Annotated in this window: 16 protein-coding genes and 1 tRNA gene; 7 read left to right on the top strand and 10 right to left on the bottom strand. The window is 67.6% G+C overall.

All coding sequences use genetic code 11. The features are described 5' to 3' along the window. Nucleotides 1-43: 43 nt before the first annotated feature. Nucleotides 44-1,111 (bottom strand): mRNA surveillance protein pelota, encoded by a 1,068-nt coding sequence (locus tag EAF64_RS18870; protein WP_129070532.1) that lies wholly within the window; start codon nt 1,109-1,111, stop codon nt 44-46. A gap of 84 nt (nt 1,112-1,195) precedes the next feature. Beyond that, nucleotides 1,196-1,822 (bottom strand): universal stress protein, encoded by a 627-nt coding sequence (locus EAF64_RS18865; protein WP_193767765.1) that lies wholly within the window; start codon nt 1,820-1,822, stop codon nt 1,196-1,198. A 150-nt stretch (nt 1,823-1,972) separates the two neighbouring features. On the opposite strand from EAF64_RS18865, the gene EAF64_RS18860 reads away from it, so the two are divergent. Both EAF64_RS18860 and EAF64_RS18855 read left to right on the top strand, forming a co-directional pair. Then, the gene (locus EAF64_RS18860) at nt 1,973-3,802 is read left to right on the top strand and encodes an ArnT family glycosyltransferase (protein ID WP_129070530.1); all 1,830 of its coding nucleotides are present in this window, start codon (nt 1,973-1,975) and stop codon (nt 3,800-3,802) included. Between the two features lie 274 nt (nt 3,803-4,076). Continuing rightward, complete coding sequence (locus EAF64_RS18855; protein WP_129070529.1) at nt 4,077-5,750, top strand: sensor histidine kinase; 1,674 nt, start codon at nt 4,077-4,079, stop codon at nt 5,748-5,750. A gap of 195 nt (nt 5,751-5,945) precedes the next feature. Here EAF64_RS18855 and EAF64_RS18850 read toward each other — a convergent pair. Beyond that, a tRNA-Leu gene (locus tag EAF64_RS18850) sits at nt 5,946-6,030 on the bottom strand. A 108-nt stretch (nt 6,031-6,138) separates the two neighbouring features. Between EAF64_RS18850 and EAF64_RS18845 the strand changes: the two genes are divergently transcribed. After that, complete coding sequence (locus tag EAF64_RS18845; protein WP_129070528.1) at nt 6,139-7,497, top strand: DolP-mannose mannosyltransferase; 1,359 nt, start codon at nt 6,139-6,141, stop codon at nt 7,495-7,497. 1 nt (nt 7,498) lies between these two features. Here EAF64_RS18845 and EAF64_RS18840 read toward each other — a convergent pair whose 3' ends face one another. After that, nucleotides 7,499-8,014 carry an MOSC domain-containing protein gene (locus tag EAF64_RS18840; protein ID WP_129070527.1) on the bottom strand — a complete coding sequence of 172 codons (516 nt, stop codon included), beginning with the start codon at nt 8,012-8,014 and terminating at the stop codon, nt 7,499-7,501. Nucleotides 8,015-8,068: 54 nt separating this feature from the next. Between EAF64_RS18840 and EAF64_RS18835 the strand changes: the two genes are divergently transcribed. Next, complete coding sequence (locus EAF64_RS18835; protein ID WP_129070526.1) at nt 8,069-8,377, top strand: transcription initiation factor IIB family protein; 309 nt, start codon at nt 8,069-8,071, stop codon at nt 8,375-8,377. Nucleotide 8,378: 1 nt separating this feature from the next. Here EAF64_RS18835 and EAF64_RS18830 read toward each other — a convergent pair whose 3' ends face one another. The 6 genes from EAF64_RS18830 to EAF64_RS18805 all read right to left on the bottom strand — a co-directional run bounded on the left by EAF64_RS18830 (nt 8,379) and on the right by EAF64_RS18805 (nt 12,966). Next, nucleotides 8,379-8,876, bottom strand: a complete 498-nt coding sequence (locus EAF64_RS18830) for a phosphopantetheine adenylyltransferase (RefSeq protein WP_129070525.1) — start codon at nt 8,874-8,876, stop codon at nt 8,379-8,381. 60 nt (nt 8,877-8,936) lie between these two features. Further along, nucleotides 8,937-9,443, bottom strand: a complete 507-nt coding sequence (locus EAF64_RS18825; RefSeq protein ID WP_129070524.1) for a winged helix-turn-helix domain-containing protein — start codon at nt 9,441-9,443, stop codon at nt 8,937-8,939. Nucleotides 9,444-9,492: 49 nt separating this feature from the next. After that, complete coding sequence (locus EAF64_RS18820; protein ID WP_129070523.1) at nt 9,493-10,575, bottom strand: glutamate--cysteine ligase; 1,083 nt, start codon at nt 10,573-10,575, stop codon at nt 9,493-9,495. 67 nt (nt 10,576-10,642) lie between these two features. Then, the gene (locus EAF64_RS18815; protein WP_129070522.1) at nt 10,643-11,287 is read right to left on the bottom strand and encodes a fibrillarin-like rRNA/tRNA 2'-O-methyltransferase; all 645 of its coding nucleotides are present in this window, start codon (nt 11,285-11,287) and stop codon (nt 10,643-10,645) included. After that, complete coding sequence (locus tag EAF64_RS18810) at nt 11,280-12,134, bottom strand: NOP5/NOP56 family protein (protein ID WP_129070521.1); 855 nt, start codon at nt 12,132-12,134, stop codon at nt 11,280-11,282. Before EAF64_RS18810 ends, EAF64_RS18815 begins: the two co-directional genes overlap by 8 nt. Nucleotides 12,135-12,183: 49 nt before the next feature. Further along, nucleotides 12,184-12,966 carry a helix-turn-helix transcriptional regulator gene (locus EAF64_RS18805; protein WP_129070520.1) on the bottom strand — a complete coding sequence of 261 codons (783 nt, stop codon included), beginning with the start codon at nt 12,964-12,966 and terminating at the stop codon, nt 12,184-12,186. Nucleotides 12,967-13,187: 221 nt separating this feature from the next. On the opposite strand from EAF64_RS18805, the gene EAF64_RS18800 reads away from it, so the two are divergent. From EAF64_RS18800 to EAF64_RS18790, 3 genes are all read left to right on the top strand, one after another. Continuing rightward, entirely contained in the window at nt 13,188-14,024 is an 837-nt protein-coding gene (locus EAF64_RS18800; RefSeq protein WP_129070519.1) for a hypothetical protein, read from the top strand. A gap of 64 nt (nt 14,025-14,088) precedes the next feature. Further along, on the top strand, nt 14,089-14,460 hold the full coding sequence (locus EAF64_RS18795; protein WP_129070518.1) for a hypothetical protein: 372 nt from the start codon (nt 14,089-14,091) through the stop codon (nt 14,458-14,460). Between the two features lie 48 nt (nt 14,461-14,508). Continuing rightward, the gene (locus EAF64_RS18790; RefSeq protein WP_129070517.1) at nt 14,509-15,351 is read left to right on the top strand and encodes a hypothetical protein; all 843 of its coding nucleotides are present in this window, start codon (nt 14,509-14,511) and stop codon (nt 15,349-15,351) included. The last annotated feature ends 28 nt before the right edge of the window (nt 15,352-15,379 follow it).

Here is a 15,379-nt window from a genome sequence, read left to right as displayed (position 1 = left end):
ACAGATCAGGAAACGCCGCAGGGCACCGCCCGCACCGTCGCACTCACTCCAGCCGGTATCGCAACACCGCCGCGATCTCCCCGAGGTTCGCCAGTTGCATCCCGGGGTCGAACTCGCTGGAGAAGACCGTCACCTCGCCGCCCTGCTGTTCGACCGACTCGATCACGTCGTCCACGTCCACGTCCCACTCGCCCTCCCTGGCACGCTCCCGACGCAGGGCCTCGTCCAGCACGAGCAAGTGGTCGACCGCTCCGTAGTCGGCGGCCTTGGCGGTCTGTTCGGGCCCGTAGGCCGCCTTCTCACCCTGGCCGATCTGGTCCATCAACTCGTCGATGAGGTCCGCCTCCTCGGCGATGCGGGTCTGCTCCTGTACCTCGTCGACCGCACCGCGTTTGAGGACCTCGTGGACGCCGCGGTCGCCGACGCCGCTCGTGTCCACCGTGGTGATCAACTCGGCCACGTCGGGGTTCTCGTCCTCGATGTAGTCCAGCGCGTCCTGTTTGGTGAAGCCGGGGCCGGCGAGGATGATCGCGGCCACGTCCAGCCGCGCCAGCACGTCCGTCAGGTCCGAGAACAGTTCCTCGCGGGGGCGGGCGTACTCGCCTTTCCCCGTCGGGGCGGTGATGCTCGCACGCTCCTCCGTGCCGTACTGTGCGACGGTGTGGACGTAGGCCTGCCCCTCCTCGACCGTGGCGATGGCCACGTCGGGATTCTCGGAGGCCTCGACGGCCTCGTTCAGCCGTTCCAGCTGGTCTGACTTCCAGCGTTTCTCGACCTCCAGTTCGTCGCGCTCCTCGACGTTGAGGGTGTGGTGGTGGCCAAGCTGGTCCTCCCGAGAGGCGTCGACGATCTCGCCGCCGACCCGGAGGCGGTTGGCGAAGCGGGCGAACTCGACGGTCTCGACCGCGAGCGTGACGTACATGTGCTCGCGCTCGCCGCCCGTGTCGCGCATCTTGTCGTCGTTGCGCTGGATGCGCCGCGTCGTGTCCCCGCCGACGCGGTCGCCCGGTTCCAGCACGTAGGTGAGGTGCCACAGGTCGTCGAGCGTCTCCGGGACCACGGTGATCCGCTCTTTCCCGCCCTCGACCCGCACCCGGTCGGCGATACGCATACCTGTCCGTGTGGCGCTGTCGGGTAAGTGCCCTCCGGTTTCGGAACTCGCGGTGAAAATCGTCGTGCGATCCGTTCGGCCCGCTCAGTGCCGCGCGACCAGACTCGTCCGCTGGGTCACCGGGTCGATATAGGCGACCAGTGACTCGCCCTCGTCGCTCTCGATGTCGACGACCCAGACGCTGACCTGGCGTTCGACGCCCGTTATCTCGCCGTCGCCGCGGTCGCTCTGTGCCAGCGCCTCCTCGGCGAGTTCCCGCGCGTCCGCTTCGTCGGTCACCGTCTCGTCGGACTCGGGCAGGCGAACGGTCATCACCGGGCAGGTCGCGTGTCGGACCAGTCGCTCCGCGACGCTCCCGATGAGACGGCGCTGGACGCCCGACCGCCCGTGGGTCCCGGCGACGATCAGGTCCGCCTCGGTCTCCTCGGCGTAGTCGATGATTCCCGACGCCGGATCGCCCGTCCGGATCTCCGTCACCGTGTCGACCCCGTGGACCTGGGCCATCCGCTCGATGCGCTCGACCGCGCGCTCGCCTTGCTCTTCCAGTTCGTTCTCCGAGCCGGTGGCTTCCAGCAGTGAACTCGCCGTCTCGTCGACGACGTGGAGGACGTACACCGTGCTGTCGTACTGTTCGGCGAGGTCCAGCGCCTGCATGGCCACGTGGGCCGTCCCTGTACTCCCGTCCGTCGGAACCAGGATACGTTCGTACACGTGTGGACGAACGCGTTCGCTCCTTATATGCTCGCGACAAAGTTCTCAGTGGGCGGGAACTGTCCGCCCCGGGACACCGGCGGTGGTCGGGGACGCGCTCCCACCGCGTCCCGAAAGCGCAATCCGCGAGGGACGGTTCACACCACACGAATGATAGTGGCGTCGGGACCGATCGAGCGGATCGGCGGGCAGGTTCGCCGCGACCTCCGGGCGGACCCCTACCTCGTCGTGATCCTCCTCGTCGCCGCCCTCCTGGCTTGCTTCTGGGTATGGCACCGCGTCCCAAACTTCGTCACCTGGGACGAACGCGACCGCCTGCTCGACTCCCTCGTCGTCTACAGTTCCCTGATCGAGGACCCCAGTCTCGCTTCCCTCCGGGAGTCCGTCGCCTGGGGCCGGGCCCCCTTCGGGGCCACGTTCTACCTCTACACCCTCGCCGTCCTCCCGGTCGTCGTCCTCGCACTCCTCCTCGGCGAGGGCGGCGCGCTCGCCGGCGTCCACTCGCTGAACGTCGAGTACGGCTACTTCGAAACGTGGCAGGCGACGCCGGCCTGGATCTGGACCGGGAGCCTCGTCGCTACCCGACTGGTCAACGCCTGTCTCGCCGTCGGGTCGGTCTACTTGACCTACCGCCTCGGCACCGCCCTCCGGGACCGTGCGACCGGCCGCCTCGCCGCCGCCCTCCTCGCGGTGACCTTCGGCCTCGCCATGCTCGCCCACGAGGCCGGCGAGGACGTGCCCGCCCTCTTCGCCCTCCTGCTCGCGCTCTACCTGCTCGTCCGATCGGTCCAGACCGGCTCGCGCCGCCGGTTTCTCGAAGCCAGCGCCGCCGGCGGCCTCGCCGTCGCGTTCAAACTCACCGCCGGCCTGATCGTCCCCGTCATCGGCCTCGGGTACCTGCTCCGCGCCCGGCGCGACGATCGCCCGCTCCCGGACGCCCTCCGGCGGCCGCGCCTCCTCGTCGGCGGCGCGGCGACCGGCGCCGCCGTGATCGCGCTGGGCTTCCCGACGCTGCTCGTGGGGCACGTCGATCTCGTCATCGAACGCTTCGTGGGGCAGTCGGCGGGCCGCGCCGGTGTCGCCCTCGGGCCCGACGCGCCAACCTGGTGGTGGTTCCTCCGCGGCTACCTCGCCAGCTTCGGCCTCCCGCTCACCGCCGCCGGGATCGCCGGCGTCCTCGCGAGCATCGCCGCGCTCCGCCCCGGTTCGGGCGACCGCGCCACCGCCAGTCCAACGGACCGCGACGCTCGAATCCTGCTTCTCGCCCTGCTCGCCGCCTTCCTCGCCGTGCTCTCGGGCTGGCACGACGTTCGCCCCCACCACCTGCTCCCCACGCTTCCCCTCGTCGCCCTGCTGACCGCCGACGCGCTCGCCCGGTTCCGGGACCGCCGGCCTCCACTCGGCGGGCCGCTGATCGCCGTCCTGCTCGTCACGACCGCCGCCTTCGCCGGCGTCGGCGTGGCCGGTTACGCCACCACTCCGCGGGACGCCGCGACTGACTGGCTCGACCGCACCGCCCCCGAAAACGCCACCATGGCCACCTACCACCACGGGTTCGACGAGACCGCCGTCCCCCACCGGATGTCCGTCGCCCACCGCTGGGGCCCCGCCAGCCACGAGGACCGCAACGTCACCTGCCCCGAGTACGTGCAGCTCTCCTACGAGAACCTGCTGTACCTCCGGGACGTGCCCCCCGCCCAGCGCGAGGCTGGCGTCCGCCGAAACGTCTCCCGGCGTGCCGCGTACGTCCGCGGCCTCTTGGAGGGTGACTACGCTTACGAGGTCGCCGTCGAGTTCGGCCCCCGCCCGCCGAACTACGTCCCCCAGCGACCGACGCCCGGCTCGCTGGTCGACATCCTGCCGATGGGGCTCACCCCCCGCAACGACTTCTACGGCGACGAACAGGAACTCGGACCCGGCCAGTACGTGGTGATTCTGGTTCGGGATGGTGCGTGTTCGAAGCCGGTGCCGGCGTGGTAGGACAGTCCTCGCCTCCAGAGTCCCCCTCGGGCTGGGGCCACGACTCTTATCGACGCACCGCTGGGAGCGACCATCGCGGTCGGTCGCGCTCCCGATCGTCCTGTTCCAGCCTGACCAGTTACTGTCGATCAGTCATCTCGCGCGGAACCACCACGATCGAAGGACTCTGTTGTCACGGACGTTGTATTTCGTATACGACAGTCGTTTAACCTGTCAGCCTTGGGAAAGCGAACGCAAGTATAATATTCGGTCCATCCGGCAGGTTGTTAGGTAGATGGCCTGGCAACAGACTCCACATCTTATTCTCCTGTTTTTCTCTTCCGTGGTCGCCGCGGGGTGGGCACTGTACGGGGTCGGTCTGCTCCGTCGCTCGGAGCGACAACTCCACCTTGTCGCGTTCGTCGTTTTGAGTCTCGCCGCCGCCGAATGGTCGTTCGTGTACGCGTTTCAGGTGGCGAGCCAATCCCTCGGCACGAAGCTAGTGGCATACAGGCTCCTCCACGTCGGTGCTGTGACGGTCCCACCTGCGTGGTTGCTCTTTTCACTCGCTTACGCCGGGTTCGAGGACTGGATCACTCCCCGCACGGTCGCTGGAGTAGCCTTCATCCCAAGCGCGCTACTGATCGCGTTTCTGACCAATCCTGCGTCTATCGCGCTCACGGACGCGACGCTGGTGACGGTGGGCGACCTCGTTCTGTTGGAGACGGGGAACGGGCCGCTGTATACACTCCATCTGTCGTACAGCTACGTTCTGTTGTCGGCGGGTGGCTACATCCTGCTCCGGACCGCACTCAGACAGCACCACACGTTCAGAGGGCCATCCGCGTTGCTCCTGCTGGGCCTCGTGCTTCCGTTTCTCGTCAACGTACTCGAAGTCGCCGGCCTCTATCCACCCGACGGTGTCGGAATCAACTACACGCCAGCGTTGTTGGCGTTTTCGGCGTTCACCTTCGGTATCGCTGTCTTTCGCTACCGGCTTCTGGATCTGAAACCGATCGCGAGAGAGACGACCTTCGACAGTATGGACGAGGGCGTCGTCGTCCTCGACGACCGTGAACGCGTCGTGGACCTCAACCCGGCATCCCGCGAGATACTGGCCCTCGACGGGTACGTGGTCGGTCGCCCCGTCTCCGCCGTGGTTCCACGGTACGAAGAAATCTCGGATACCGAGACTGCTCACACCACACTCACTGTCGACCGTGGCGGCACCCGAACGTTCGTAGAGATGAGACGATCTCCGATCGTCACCGATGACTCTCTCGGCTGGATCGTCATCCTTCACGACGTGACAGCCCGCGAAGAGCACGTCCAGAAGATCGAACGGCAGAACGACCACCTCGACACGTTCGCGAGTGTCGTCGCCCACGATCTCCGGAACCCACTGAACGTCATTTCGATGCGTGCCGACCTCGCGAGAGAGACCGGCGAGGAGAGCCACTACGACGCCATCGGGAACGCAGTGACGCGGATGGACGAGCTTCTGAAAGGACTCCTGACGCTGTCACGTCAGGGCGACACGATCGCCGCTCTCGAACCCGTGGAGATCGATGGCGTCGCGGCCGACGCGTGGTCGGTCGTCGAAACCGACGCGGCAACGCTCACTGTCGATACGAAGATGCGGATCGCAGGCGACGCCGGCAGTCTCAATCAGGTGTTCGAGAATCTCTTTCGGAACGCGATCGACCACGTCGGGCCGGACGTCGCCGTGTCCGTCAGCGCAGTCGACGACGGTGCCGGGTTCGCTATCGAGGACGACGGGCCGGGCATTCCCGAGGAGGCACGTGCCGAGGTGTTCGAGTACGGGCACTCGACTGGTGGTGACGGCATCGGGATCGGACTCAATATCGTGCAACAGATCGTCGATGCCCACGACTGGACGATCCACGTCACGGAGGGAACTGAAGGCGGCGCTCGCTTCGAGATCCTCGGCGTCGACCTCGTCTCGTGACCTCGGACGCCCTGTCGGAAATCACAGCCGAACCGCTTTAGCAACGACGGGAAGGGCCGCCAGCGGACTGGTCGCAGCAGAATGCGCGGGACCGGATCCGAACCGGATGAAGACGTGCTCACTTCGTTGCGCGCGTCTTCCAGGGTTCGAATCCGCTGGCGATCGCTGTCGCTCACGAGTTGTTCGCGACAGCAATGCGCGGGACCGGATTCGAACCGGCGGACCCCTACGGGACAGCGTCCTAAGCGCTGCGCCTTTGGCCTGGCTCGGCAACCCGCGCGCACCCCCACTTTCGGACGCCTGCTTATAAACGTCACGAGCCGGACCGACCGCCCCCGAACGGTTTGCCAACTGACTTACGAGACGAACCGAAATCCCCGATCAAGAGATGCAGGGGGTGCTCTCCACGGTCCCGCGAACGCGGACCGACCTCCACGACTGGATCGAGACCCGCTGGTTCCCCCTCTTGCTCGGTGGCGCTATCGCCCTCCTCGTCGCAGGGACCGGCTACCAGTTCCTCGATCATCCCTGGTACGTCAGCGACGACTCCGCACTGTTCCAGCACGGCGGCTGGTACGTCACCCAGGGCGCGACCCCATACGTCGATTTCTGGGACCTCAAACCGCCGCTGATCTACGCCGTGACGACGCCGCTCGCTTTCTTTTCGGGCGGGAACGTGGCCGTCCTGCACGTCCTGAGCGTCGTCGTCGCCGCAGCGGCCATCGTCGCCGGCGTGACGTTCGTCGGCGTGATCAACTACCGACTCACCGGCGACGGCGTCGCCAGCCTGGCCGCCGGGTGGACGGTGTTCGTCGTCACGACGCTGTTCACCTACCCCTGGGCCGGCATCCGGCCGAAGTACATGGCGCTGTGTTTCGGCGCGCTCGCCCTGCTACTGGCCGTCGAAGACCGCTCCCTCGCGAGCGGTGCCGCCGCCGCCGCCACCGCCGGGTTCTGGCACCTCGGCGCGCCGCTGGCCCTGCTCGTGATCGCGATGGGCTACGCCGACGACGGTCGGCTGGGGCTCCAGCGTGCGCTCGCTGGGGGTGCGCTCGTGACCGTGCTCGTCGTCGCACCGTTCGCGCTCACCGGGAATCTCGTCCCCCTGTTCGTCGAGGTCGTCCTCACGCCGCTCTACGGCGCGGGGGAGTACTCGCTGGCGTCCCGGTTGCTGGAACCGATCTACGAGATCGGCTGGGGAATCGCTATCTTTCCGCTTGGCATCTACGGCTGGTTCCTGGCCAGTGACGGCGACTGGTCGCAGTACTGGTGGGTCGCGGTCGGCGGTATCGGCTACCAGGTCCTCTTTTTCGTCGAGATGGCCGGTGCCATCGACGCGGTCATGGCGGCACCCTTCGCCGCGCTCGGCGTCGGGGCGGTCGCCGCCGAGACGCGAACACCCTCACGCCGGGTCCTGTTGCTCGGACTCGTCGTCCTGCTCGTCGCGTCGAGTTTGCACTGGAACGAGGCCGCGACGACGCCCGTCCGGGACGAACTGGCGGACCTGCAGGAGTCGTTCGGGACCGTGGAGTACGGCCCGCTGGCTGACCGTCCGCCCGGTGTCCCCTCGATGCAGACGATCTACTGGGAACAGCGCCGGCCGGCCACCTGCCACTACCGGATGGACAAGAAACAACGAGCCTTCGTGTACGCGACCGGCGGGACCCTGCAGGAACCCACGTGTGGCCAGTGGCCGTTCGACGACCCGCCGCTCCCGTGGCTGGCCGACGCCGTGACGCCCTGGTGATTCAGGACAGTCGGTCCCTGATGGCGTCGGCGAGGCCGTCCGGGTCTGGGGCGACCGACTCGCCCATCTCGATCTCGTCGCCGACGACGAACTCCCCGCCGTCGATCACGCGGGCACAGATTCCGCCTCGGTCGTTTCCCAGTGACTTCGCAACCCCCTCCTCGCGCGCTACCTGCTCGACGTGCGCACAGGGTGGTCGCGGGCGCGTCCCCTCGAAGGTCGCCTCCCCGACGGTGAACCGCGTGTCGAGCAACTCGTGGACGTCGACGCCACGGGTCACCACGTTCCGGCGGTGGCGACCGTCGGTCAGGTCGATCCCCTCCCGTTCCCGGATGCGCTCGATGGCCTCGGCCTCGATCAGCGTCACTTCACACTCGTCGAACCCGGAGTAGTAGCCGGTGCCGCGCTGGTACCGGTCGCCGTCCAAGCCGCCGCGGACAGCTCGAATCTCCTCGACGGCCGCCACGGGAGCCGATCCCTCGTCGGTCACCCAGATCCGCTCGACGGTGCCTGACATAGGCCGTCGTAGGTGGCGACAGCGTTTATATTTCCGGCCGGTCAACGGACGAGTATGTATCGCGCCAGCGACGAGGTCGACAACGAGGAGTGGCTCGCCGAGCTGGAAGCGGCGGCCGACCGACTCGATCTCGACGACGAGGCGCGGACGCGAGCGGCCGATCTGTTCCTCTCGACGTTGCCCGACAGCGACCGCTCGAAGCGACCGACGATGGCTGCCAGTCTCTACGTCGCGACGCTCGTCACGAGCGACCGTCGCGCGCAGGGCGAGGTGGCCGACGCTGTCGGTGTCTCGCGACTCTCGGTCCAACAGCGGTGGAAGGAGTTGCTCGAACGCGCCGGGTTGGAGGCCCCGGACTGGTGAGTCAGGTTTCCGTCTCCCGTTTCGGCCGTCCGTCCCGGTCGGGCGTGAGATTCCCGTGTTCGTCGATCTCGCCCCTGACGATCCGCGTCGAGGAGATGATCTCGCCGTCGTCCGCGTAGACGTGGTCGACGACCTCGATCTCGAGGGGGTCGTCGCCGTTCTCGCGGCGGATTTCGTTGATGCGGCGACCGCCAGTCTCGGTCTCGGGGGAGACGATGAGCACGTCGAACTGTGATTCGGTGGCGATACCTGTGGGTTCGGTGAGCTGTCTGATCTCGTACTCGCGGTCGAACTCGTCGGCGAATGTTGAGAGTTCCGCGTCGAGGTCGCGTCGGCGTTGCTCGAACGTCCGGACGTGGCGATCCTCGTCGCGGGTCTTCGGTGCGAGTTCGTCGCTCGTGAGCCCGACGGTGACGTCACCGAGATCGAACGCGCGCTCGAAAAGCGCACGGTGCCCATCGTGTACGGGGTCGAACGTCCCGCCCAGCGCGACCTTCATATCTCTCGGCATGGTCCCCTCAGGGTTTAGTGGCTTCGGATTGCCCCGCCCCGACTGGTGTCACTGGTCCGATTCCTCGACGGTGATCGTCACCGGTTCGTCGGTCACGTCCGGCGATTCGGTCGGCTCCTCGTCGAGATGATCGTCCAGATTGAACACCGTGTTCAGCTCCGACTGTACGTCGCCCACGATGCTCGACACTAGTTCACTGGGCGCGATGGCGGTGTACTCGTAGGGATTGTTCCCAGCGCCCCCACTCTCGCGCTTGCTCCGGGTCACGCGCTCCTCGTCGTGGAGTTCCGCGAGCGCCTCGCGAACGGTACTCGGGTACAGGCCAGTGCCATCCGCGACTTCGTCGCTCGTACTGTCGGGATTCTGGCGCAGATAGACGTAGATCCGTGCCCGCGTCTCCGTGTCGAGGACCCAGGACAGCAGGTCGACCACGCCGTCGTCGAAGCGCTCGACCGCCCGGTCGCTCTCCGCTTCGAGTCGGTCGCGGACGGCCTCGTTGTCGGTTACGTCCAGCCCCTCTTCCTCCGGTTCGGATGGCCCGTCGTCTGTGGACATGAGTTGCTTCTATTCCGACGGAAGGAAGTTCCCGGGTAAAAATCCTTGGCTACAATTTCAGCGATCGGCAGAGTGCGTCCATCCCGTCCTCGTCGTGGAGTCGCCGCTGTCGCTCCGCGCCGCTCTCGGCGTCGTAGACCGCCCGTATCCCGCTCACGCCCAGACGCTCGCACTCGCGGTCGACGAGTTCGCCCAGGTCGACGGTCTCGGACAGGTCACGCGAGAGCAGTTCGGCCTCGTGACCGTGTCGGATCGCGCGCCACTTGTTCTCGTCCAGTGGCTCGCGTCGGTGTTTCCGGCCGCTCTCGCCGTCCTCGTAGCGCTCTGACAGATCCGTCACGAGCGCGTGGGTGTACTCGACGAACGCCATGACCGTCTCCTGGTCGGCCTGGCCGTCGGGCGCCCGCACTTCGACGGTGCCCAGTCCCGAGTGTGGGCGCACGTCGTACCAGAGTTCGCCACGGTCGTCGATCGACCCCGTCTCGACCATCGTGCGCTCGAACTCGTCGAACTCGGCGTAGGAGTCGAAGGTCGTCGGCACGCCCGTGTTCGGGAGTGCCTCGAAGATCTTCGCCCGCGCGGAGTGGAGGCCGGTGTCGAACCCGTTCCAGTACGGCGAGTTGGCCGACAGCGCCAGCATGATCGGCAGGTGCCAGCGGATCTCGTTTGCGACCCACACCGCCTTGTCGGCGTCGTCGACCCCGACGTGGACGTGCAGGCCCGCCGTCGTGTTCCGGTGTTGCGGGTACTGGATCCGGTCGAGTTGCGCCTGGTAGCGCGGCTTCTCTGCGTGTTCGAGTTCGCGCCACTTCGCGGCCGGGTGCAGCCCCGCCGCGGCGATGCCGTAGCCGTGGGCCTCGGCGTGGTCGACCAGTGCGGACCGCACGGCCGCCAGTTGCTCGCGGGCCTCGTCGAGGTCGTCGGCACCGATCGTCGGGGTCTGGGTCTCGACGACGCACTTGAACAGTTCGTGGTCCAGCCGGCCGTCCAGGATCTCCGGCGGGTCGCTCTCGTAGACGAGGTCGTCCGTGCCGGAGGTCGGCCGGTTCCGGTCGTCGACGACGAAAAACTCCTCTTCGATACCCAGCGTTCCCATCCGGGTGAACGTCTCGGAAGAGCCCCTCCGGTCCATCTTTCCGCGGGTTGGACTCCCCCCGGCTAAAACGTTCCCCTCCGGAACGCCCGGGGTTACACTCGCGTCACCGCGGTTCTCGGCGCGGCCGTGCCACGACACCGAGGTGGTCGGCGTGATACGGTTCCAGCCGCTCGCGCTCTAGCACCTCGTACCCCTCGGAGAGCGTCTCGACCACTTCGTCGAACACCGCCTCGGGATCGGCGGTCACGTCCTCGCTGCGGGCCTTCACTGCCATGAGGAGGCGACCGTCGTCGTGCAGGAACTCCCGGTTGGCCAGCGCCACCTCGGCCTGCCCCCGGGTCGCCACGTCCTGCACGACGACATCCACCGGCTCGACGACGTGGGCGTACGTCTCGGGCTTGCGTGCGTCTTTCAGTAACGGGAAGAGTCGGTCCCGGTCCTCGGCCACGCCCAGCAGGTCCCGCACGGGCCGGGGCGCGAACTCGACGGCGTAGGTCGGCCCCGCGAAGTCCGCGACGTGGCTCACCGTCGTCCCCGCGGCCGCGCCCAGGTAGAGGACCGTCTCACCGCCCGCGAGACCGGTGTCCATCCCGGTTTCGAGCATCGCGCCGAGCTTGGAGCGTCGCGGGTTCCAGTGTCGCCACCCCGCGCCGTCGGTCGGCTCGCCGTAGGCCGGCGGTCCCTGTGTCGCCAGGCCCGTCTCGCTACCGACGTCCCGGCGCTCGACCCCGTCGGGCAGGTCAGGCATCCTCACCCGCCCCCGCGCCGCCTGCCCGCGCCTGAATCGTCGCGATACGCTCGTCCAGTTCCGCTTCGAGTTCGGGCCGCCGGTCACCGCTGTAGTGGTCGATCCGCGCGGCGATGGAGAGCTTCCCCGCGAGTGCACGGGCCGCGGAGCCGCGGTCCGCTGGCCGGGTCCCTCGAACCGCGTCGTGGGTGTAGATGATCCCGTGTTTGGGCGACGGGGCGTCCCCGCGGAGGTGGGCGAAGAGGGCGTCTTCGGCCCCCAGCACCTGCACCGTTCCGCTGGGTTTCTTGGCCAGTGACTCCAGCCCGCCCGCCAGCGAGAGCAGGCGAGCGGCGAGGACGGGGCCGGCCAGCGCGGCGAGGTTCGGCGCGACCTCGGGCGTCGTCGTCTCCACGTACTCCCGGATGGCGTCGGCTTCTTCGTCGAGTGCGACGACCCGGCGGGCCAGCGAGACGGCCCGTCTGTCCCCCGCCCCTGTCGGATCGCGGTCCGTGAGTTCGCGGGCGTACTCGACGCCAGTGCCCGCATTCTCGAAGCGACTGCTCCCCCACTCCGCCACTCGCTCGGCGAGTTCGTTGGCCTGTCGCCGGCAGTCGTCCATCGCCCGCACGGCGTGGACGAGTTGCTGATCGACGGCCCCCTCGGCCTCCTCGACGGCCGCTCGCGCAGCGTCGAGCGTCGCGTCGCGGAGTCGGTCGTAGTAGTCGTCTTCGTCGGCCACGAAGCCGGTCTCGACGGCCAGCGCAGGCCAGTCGGCGGATGCGTCGGCGCGCCCGCCCCGTATCCGCCCCGCGGCTGTCTCTCGGTCCCCCGGATCGAGGTCGGCGAACCACGCGTCGTCGGTCATGCCCGGTCATCGGACCCCCGCGGCGGTAAAGCTTCGCGATGCGTGCCGGTCAGTCGGGCAGGACCCGCGTCGCAGCGTCCGCGGTCTCCTCGAACAGCTGACCCGCCCAGCCGACCGCGGCCCGGGAATCGTTCTCGACGACGCCACTGATCCCGTTTCTGCTACAGAGGATCAGGATGGCGGTCTGTTGCCCACCGTGGTCGAAGATGCCCAGACCGAACGGGAACGGCGCACCGGCCGTATATCGACGGACGTCCGACTCGGCGAGCAGGAGGGGGAGTTTCTCGCGGTAGCGTGACCGGAGACATGTCAGGACCGCCTGCGTGACCACGAGTTCCAGGTCGAGCCGGTGGTCCGCGACCCGCTCGTGACAGGCGTCGACGAGGTGTCCGAGGACGACGGGTGAGAATCCCCGGAACCGGTCGGCTGTCTCGACGAGGTCGAGGAGATGCTGCAGCGGGCGGTCGGGCTCGTGCGGCCTCGGCCGGACGACCTCCGCACCGTCGAACACGACGGCTTCGCCGCGGTCGCCCCCCGGGAACCGCGACTCGACGGCCGAAGCTTCGTACGCCCCCTCGATAGATTCCCAGAACGAGTTCCGGGCGGTACACAGCAGACACCCCAGTTCCGTCTGCCGGTACCCGTCGGGCGGCGACCGCTCGACGATGTCGAAATCGCCCAGTTCGTCGATAGCTCGGTCCACGGTCGAACGGGACACACCGACGGCGTCGCAGATCTCCGATTTAGAGCGCGGTTGCTCCCGCAAGGTGTCCAGCACATCCGCCCGCTTCGAGAGGACCGAAGCGACCTCGGTCGGCGACGGTCGTGACATGTACCGGCGTATTTCCCGCCGTGATAATAATTTTTCTACGCCAACCGTTCCTCGGCTCGACGACCGAGCGCTCCGTCGGCGCTCCGACAGACGTGCGTCAGACGTTTTCCTCACCACCTGCCGACGGTCGCCGGGTAGTGAGCGGTCCCCTCATCGACCGTTACGTTTCGACGTACAGTAACATAATATCAACGTAAGACACTGTTTCATCCGTGGTCACGATGGACGGTAATCACGACGATACGACAGACGACTGGTCTCGGTCCGGTCACGACGGACGCGGGGACGAGGCCGACCGGGTCGGCGGATTGTGGGAGACGATCGACGAATCGGGGGTCGCGTCCCGGCTCGTCCTCGACGCGGACACGCCGGGCGCGGTCGCGGCGATGTTTCCCGACGCGGCGACCCAGCAGCCGGACCGCGAGATCGACGTCGAGTGGTTGGCGGGGGACGCAGCCAACACCGTCGCGGTCCGAGCCCGTCGGACCGACGAGTACGCCCGGCTGCTCGACGTGGCTCGCAAACGCCGGAGTCGCATCCGCCCCATTCCGGAGACGACGACCGCCGCCCGGGTCACCGACGGTGAACGCGTCCGCACCGTCGTGACGTTCGACGTGGACACGTTGCAGGCCGAGACGGCACACCTCACCGTCAGCCGGCACCGTAACCGAGACAGGCGGCCGACGGCCACCCTGGAGTACACGACCCGGAACAACCGCGATCGGCCCGAAGCCGCCACCGTCTACCGCACGGAGGGCCAGGACCTCGACCTGACGGCCCTCGACGTGGCGCGCGCACTCACGACCGACCGAGACACCGACGGCGGGGCGGGACCCTCCACGGTGTCCTGTGACTGCTGTCGCGTCGCGGTTGGTCTCGTCCGCCGAGTCGGCCTCACTGCCCCGCTGACCTTCACGAGCTCCCTCCTCGGGCCGTCCGTCATCGGGCGGTTCGACACGCCCACCTTCGCCGCACTCGTCTCGCGACTCGACGATCCGGACGAACCGTCTTCGGCACGAGCCGTCTGTGAGCGGCCGGAGATCGGTCTCTGCCCCTGACCGCCGTTCCCGCTGGCTGCGAGAAGTCCACACTTTCTTTAGGCGATAGAGGGTAGCCTTGCCCATGCCAGGTGCCGATATCGAAGGCGTCGACCCGTTCCACCGGTTCGTGTTACTCTCGGTGATCGACCTACGGGCCCGTGACGACGTGCCGGTCCACTCGTTCGACGTGACCGGCGTCTGCGAAGATCTACTCGACGAATTCGACGAGCTCGACGAGATGGTGCCCGGTGGCGTCACGCGCCAGCGCGTCATCAACGCCCTCTCGGAGCTCGAATCCGCCGACCTCCTGGGCGAGAAACGCAAGGAGTCACCGACGGGGAAGGGCCGCCCGGCCTACGCGCTGGACATCGCCGAGGAGAACGTCCTCGACGCCCTCGCGGACGACGACCGGTTCGCGCCGGCCGTCGAGCGAATCCGCGATCGTCGCGAGTAATTGGTTGGGTCGATAATATTTTCTACTCGCCCGACGTTACTGAGAGGCATGGGAACGGTTCTGAGTCGGGTCCGTCGACCCGAATACACGGGGGAGAATCGCTGTGTGCCGTGTACGGTGGTGAACACCGTCATCGCGATCGTCTTGGCCGTCGCCGTCGGGTACGTCGTCACGACTGTCGCGGGGTCGGTCGTCGGCACCACCGCTGGCGGGATGGTGTTCACGCTCTCGGTCGCTGCTATCTACCTGCGGGGGTATCTGGTCCCCGGGACGCCGACGCTGACGAAACGCTACTTTCCGGAGCGGGTGTTGGCCTGGTTCGACAAGGCCGAGACCAGGACACGGACGAGTGGCCCCGCCGAACCCGAGGAGATCGACGTGGAGGCCACGCTCGTCGACGCGGGCGTACTGGAGGAGAAGTCCTACGGCGATCTGGGGTTGACGCCGGCGTTCGCCGCGGACTTCCGCGACCAGGTCGAGCGCGAGCGCGACGAGGAGGCCGACCGCGAAGCCCTCGCCGCAATCGTCGGCATCGACGCCGAGGACCTGGCCTTCGAGGAGTACGGCTCCGCCTTCGTCGCCCACGCCGAGGGGCAAAACGTCGGGCGCTGGGAATCCCGCGCTGCCTTCCTCGCCGACGTGGCTACGGGTCGGGTCCTCCCAGAGTACCACGACGGCTGGGACGACACCGATCCGGCCGGCCGCGGACAGTTGCTTGCCGGCCTCCGACTGTTCGTCGAGCAGTGCCCAGCCTGTGACGGACAGGTCCGGTTCGGCCAGGAGGTCGTCGAGTCCTGCTGTCGAACCATCGACGTGGTCGCCGTCACCTGCCAGGACTGTAACTCGCGGCTGTTCGAGGTCGACGCGTCCGACGTGGCCGCGGCTGCCTGACCCGTCTTCACGGCTCGATACCGATGAC

It is taken from the genome of Halorientalis pallida (genome assembly GCF_004118325.1).
GTDB lineage: Archaea > Halobacteriota > Halobacteria > Halobacteriales > Haloarculaceae > Halorientalis > Halorientalis pallida.
Note: the sequence above shows the minus strand (reverse complement) of the source record. Positions and strands in the feature narration are given on the sequence as shown.

What these genes read in the sequence shown, in the direction of transcription:
- EAF64_RS18870 (WP_129070532.1), bottom strand. Translation starts at nt 1,111, where the DNA reads ATGCGTATCGCCGACCGGGTGCGGGTCGAGGGCGGGAAAGAGCGGATC.
- EAF64_RS18860 (WP_129070530.1), top strand. Translation starts at nt 1,973, where the DNA reads ATGATAGTGGCGTCGGGACCGATCGAGCGGATCGGCGGGCAGGTTCGC.
- EAF64_RS18855 (WP_129070529.1), top strand. Translation starts at nt 4,077, where the DNA reads ATGGCCTGGCAACAGACTCCACATCTTATTCTCCTGTTTTTCTCTTCC.
- EAF64_RS18845 (WP_129070528.1), top strand. Translation starts at nt 6,139, where the DNA reads ATGCAGGGGGTGCTCTCCACGGTCCCGCGAACGCGGACCGACCTCCAC.
- EAF64_RS18840 (WP_129070527.1), bottom strand. Translation starts at nt 8,014, where the DNA reads ATGTCAGGCACCGTCGAGCGGATCTGGGTGACCGACGAGGGATCGGCT.
- EAF64_RS18835 (WP_129070526.1), top strand. Translation starts at nt 8,069, where the DNA reads ATGTATCGCGCCAGCGACGAGGTCGACAACGAGGAGTGGCTCGCCGAG.
- EAF64_RS18830 (WP_129070525.1), bottom strand. Translation starts at nt 8,876, where the DNA reads ATGAAGGTCGCGCTGGGCGGGACGTTCGACCCCGTACACGATGGGCAC.
- EAF64_RS18825 (WP_129070524.1), bottom strand. Translation starts at nt 9,443, where the DNA reads ATGTCCACAGACGACGGGCCATCCGAACCGGAGGAAGAGGGGCTGGAC.
- EAF64_RS18820 (WP_129070523.1), bottom strand. Translation starts at nt 10,575, where the DNA reads ATGGACCGGAGGGGCTCTTCCGAGACGTTCACCCGGATGGGAACGCTG.
- EAF64_RS18815 (WP_129070522.1), bottom strand. Translation starts at nt 11,287, where the DNA reads ATGCCTGACCTGCCCGACGGGGTCGAGCGCCGGGACGTCGGTAGCGAG.
- EAF64_RS18810 (WP_129070521.1), bottom strand. Translation starts at nt 12,134, where the DNA reads ATGACCGACGACGCGTGGTTCGCCGACCTCGATCCGGGGGACCGAGAG.
- EAF64_RS18805 (WP_129070520.1), bottom strand. Translation starts at nt 12,966, where the DNA reads ATGTCACGACCGTCGCCGACCGAGGTCGCTTCGGTCCTCTCGAAGCGG.
- EAF64_RS18800 (WP_129070519.1), top strand. Translation starts at nt 13,188, where the DNA reads ATGGACGGTAATCACGACGATACGACAGACGACTGGTCTCGGTCCGGT.
- EAF64_RS18795 (WP_129070518.1), top strand. Translation starts at nt 14,089, where the DNA reads ATGCCAGGTGCCGATATCGAAGGCGTCGACCCGTTCCACCGGTTCGTG.
- EAF64_RS18790 (WP_129070517.1), top strand. Translation starts at nt 14,509, where the DNA reads ATGGGAACGGTTCTGAGTCGGGTCCGTCGACCCGAATACACGGGGGAG.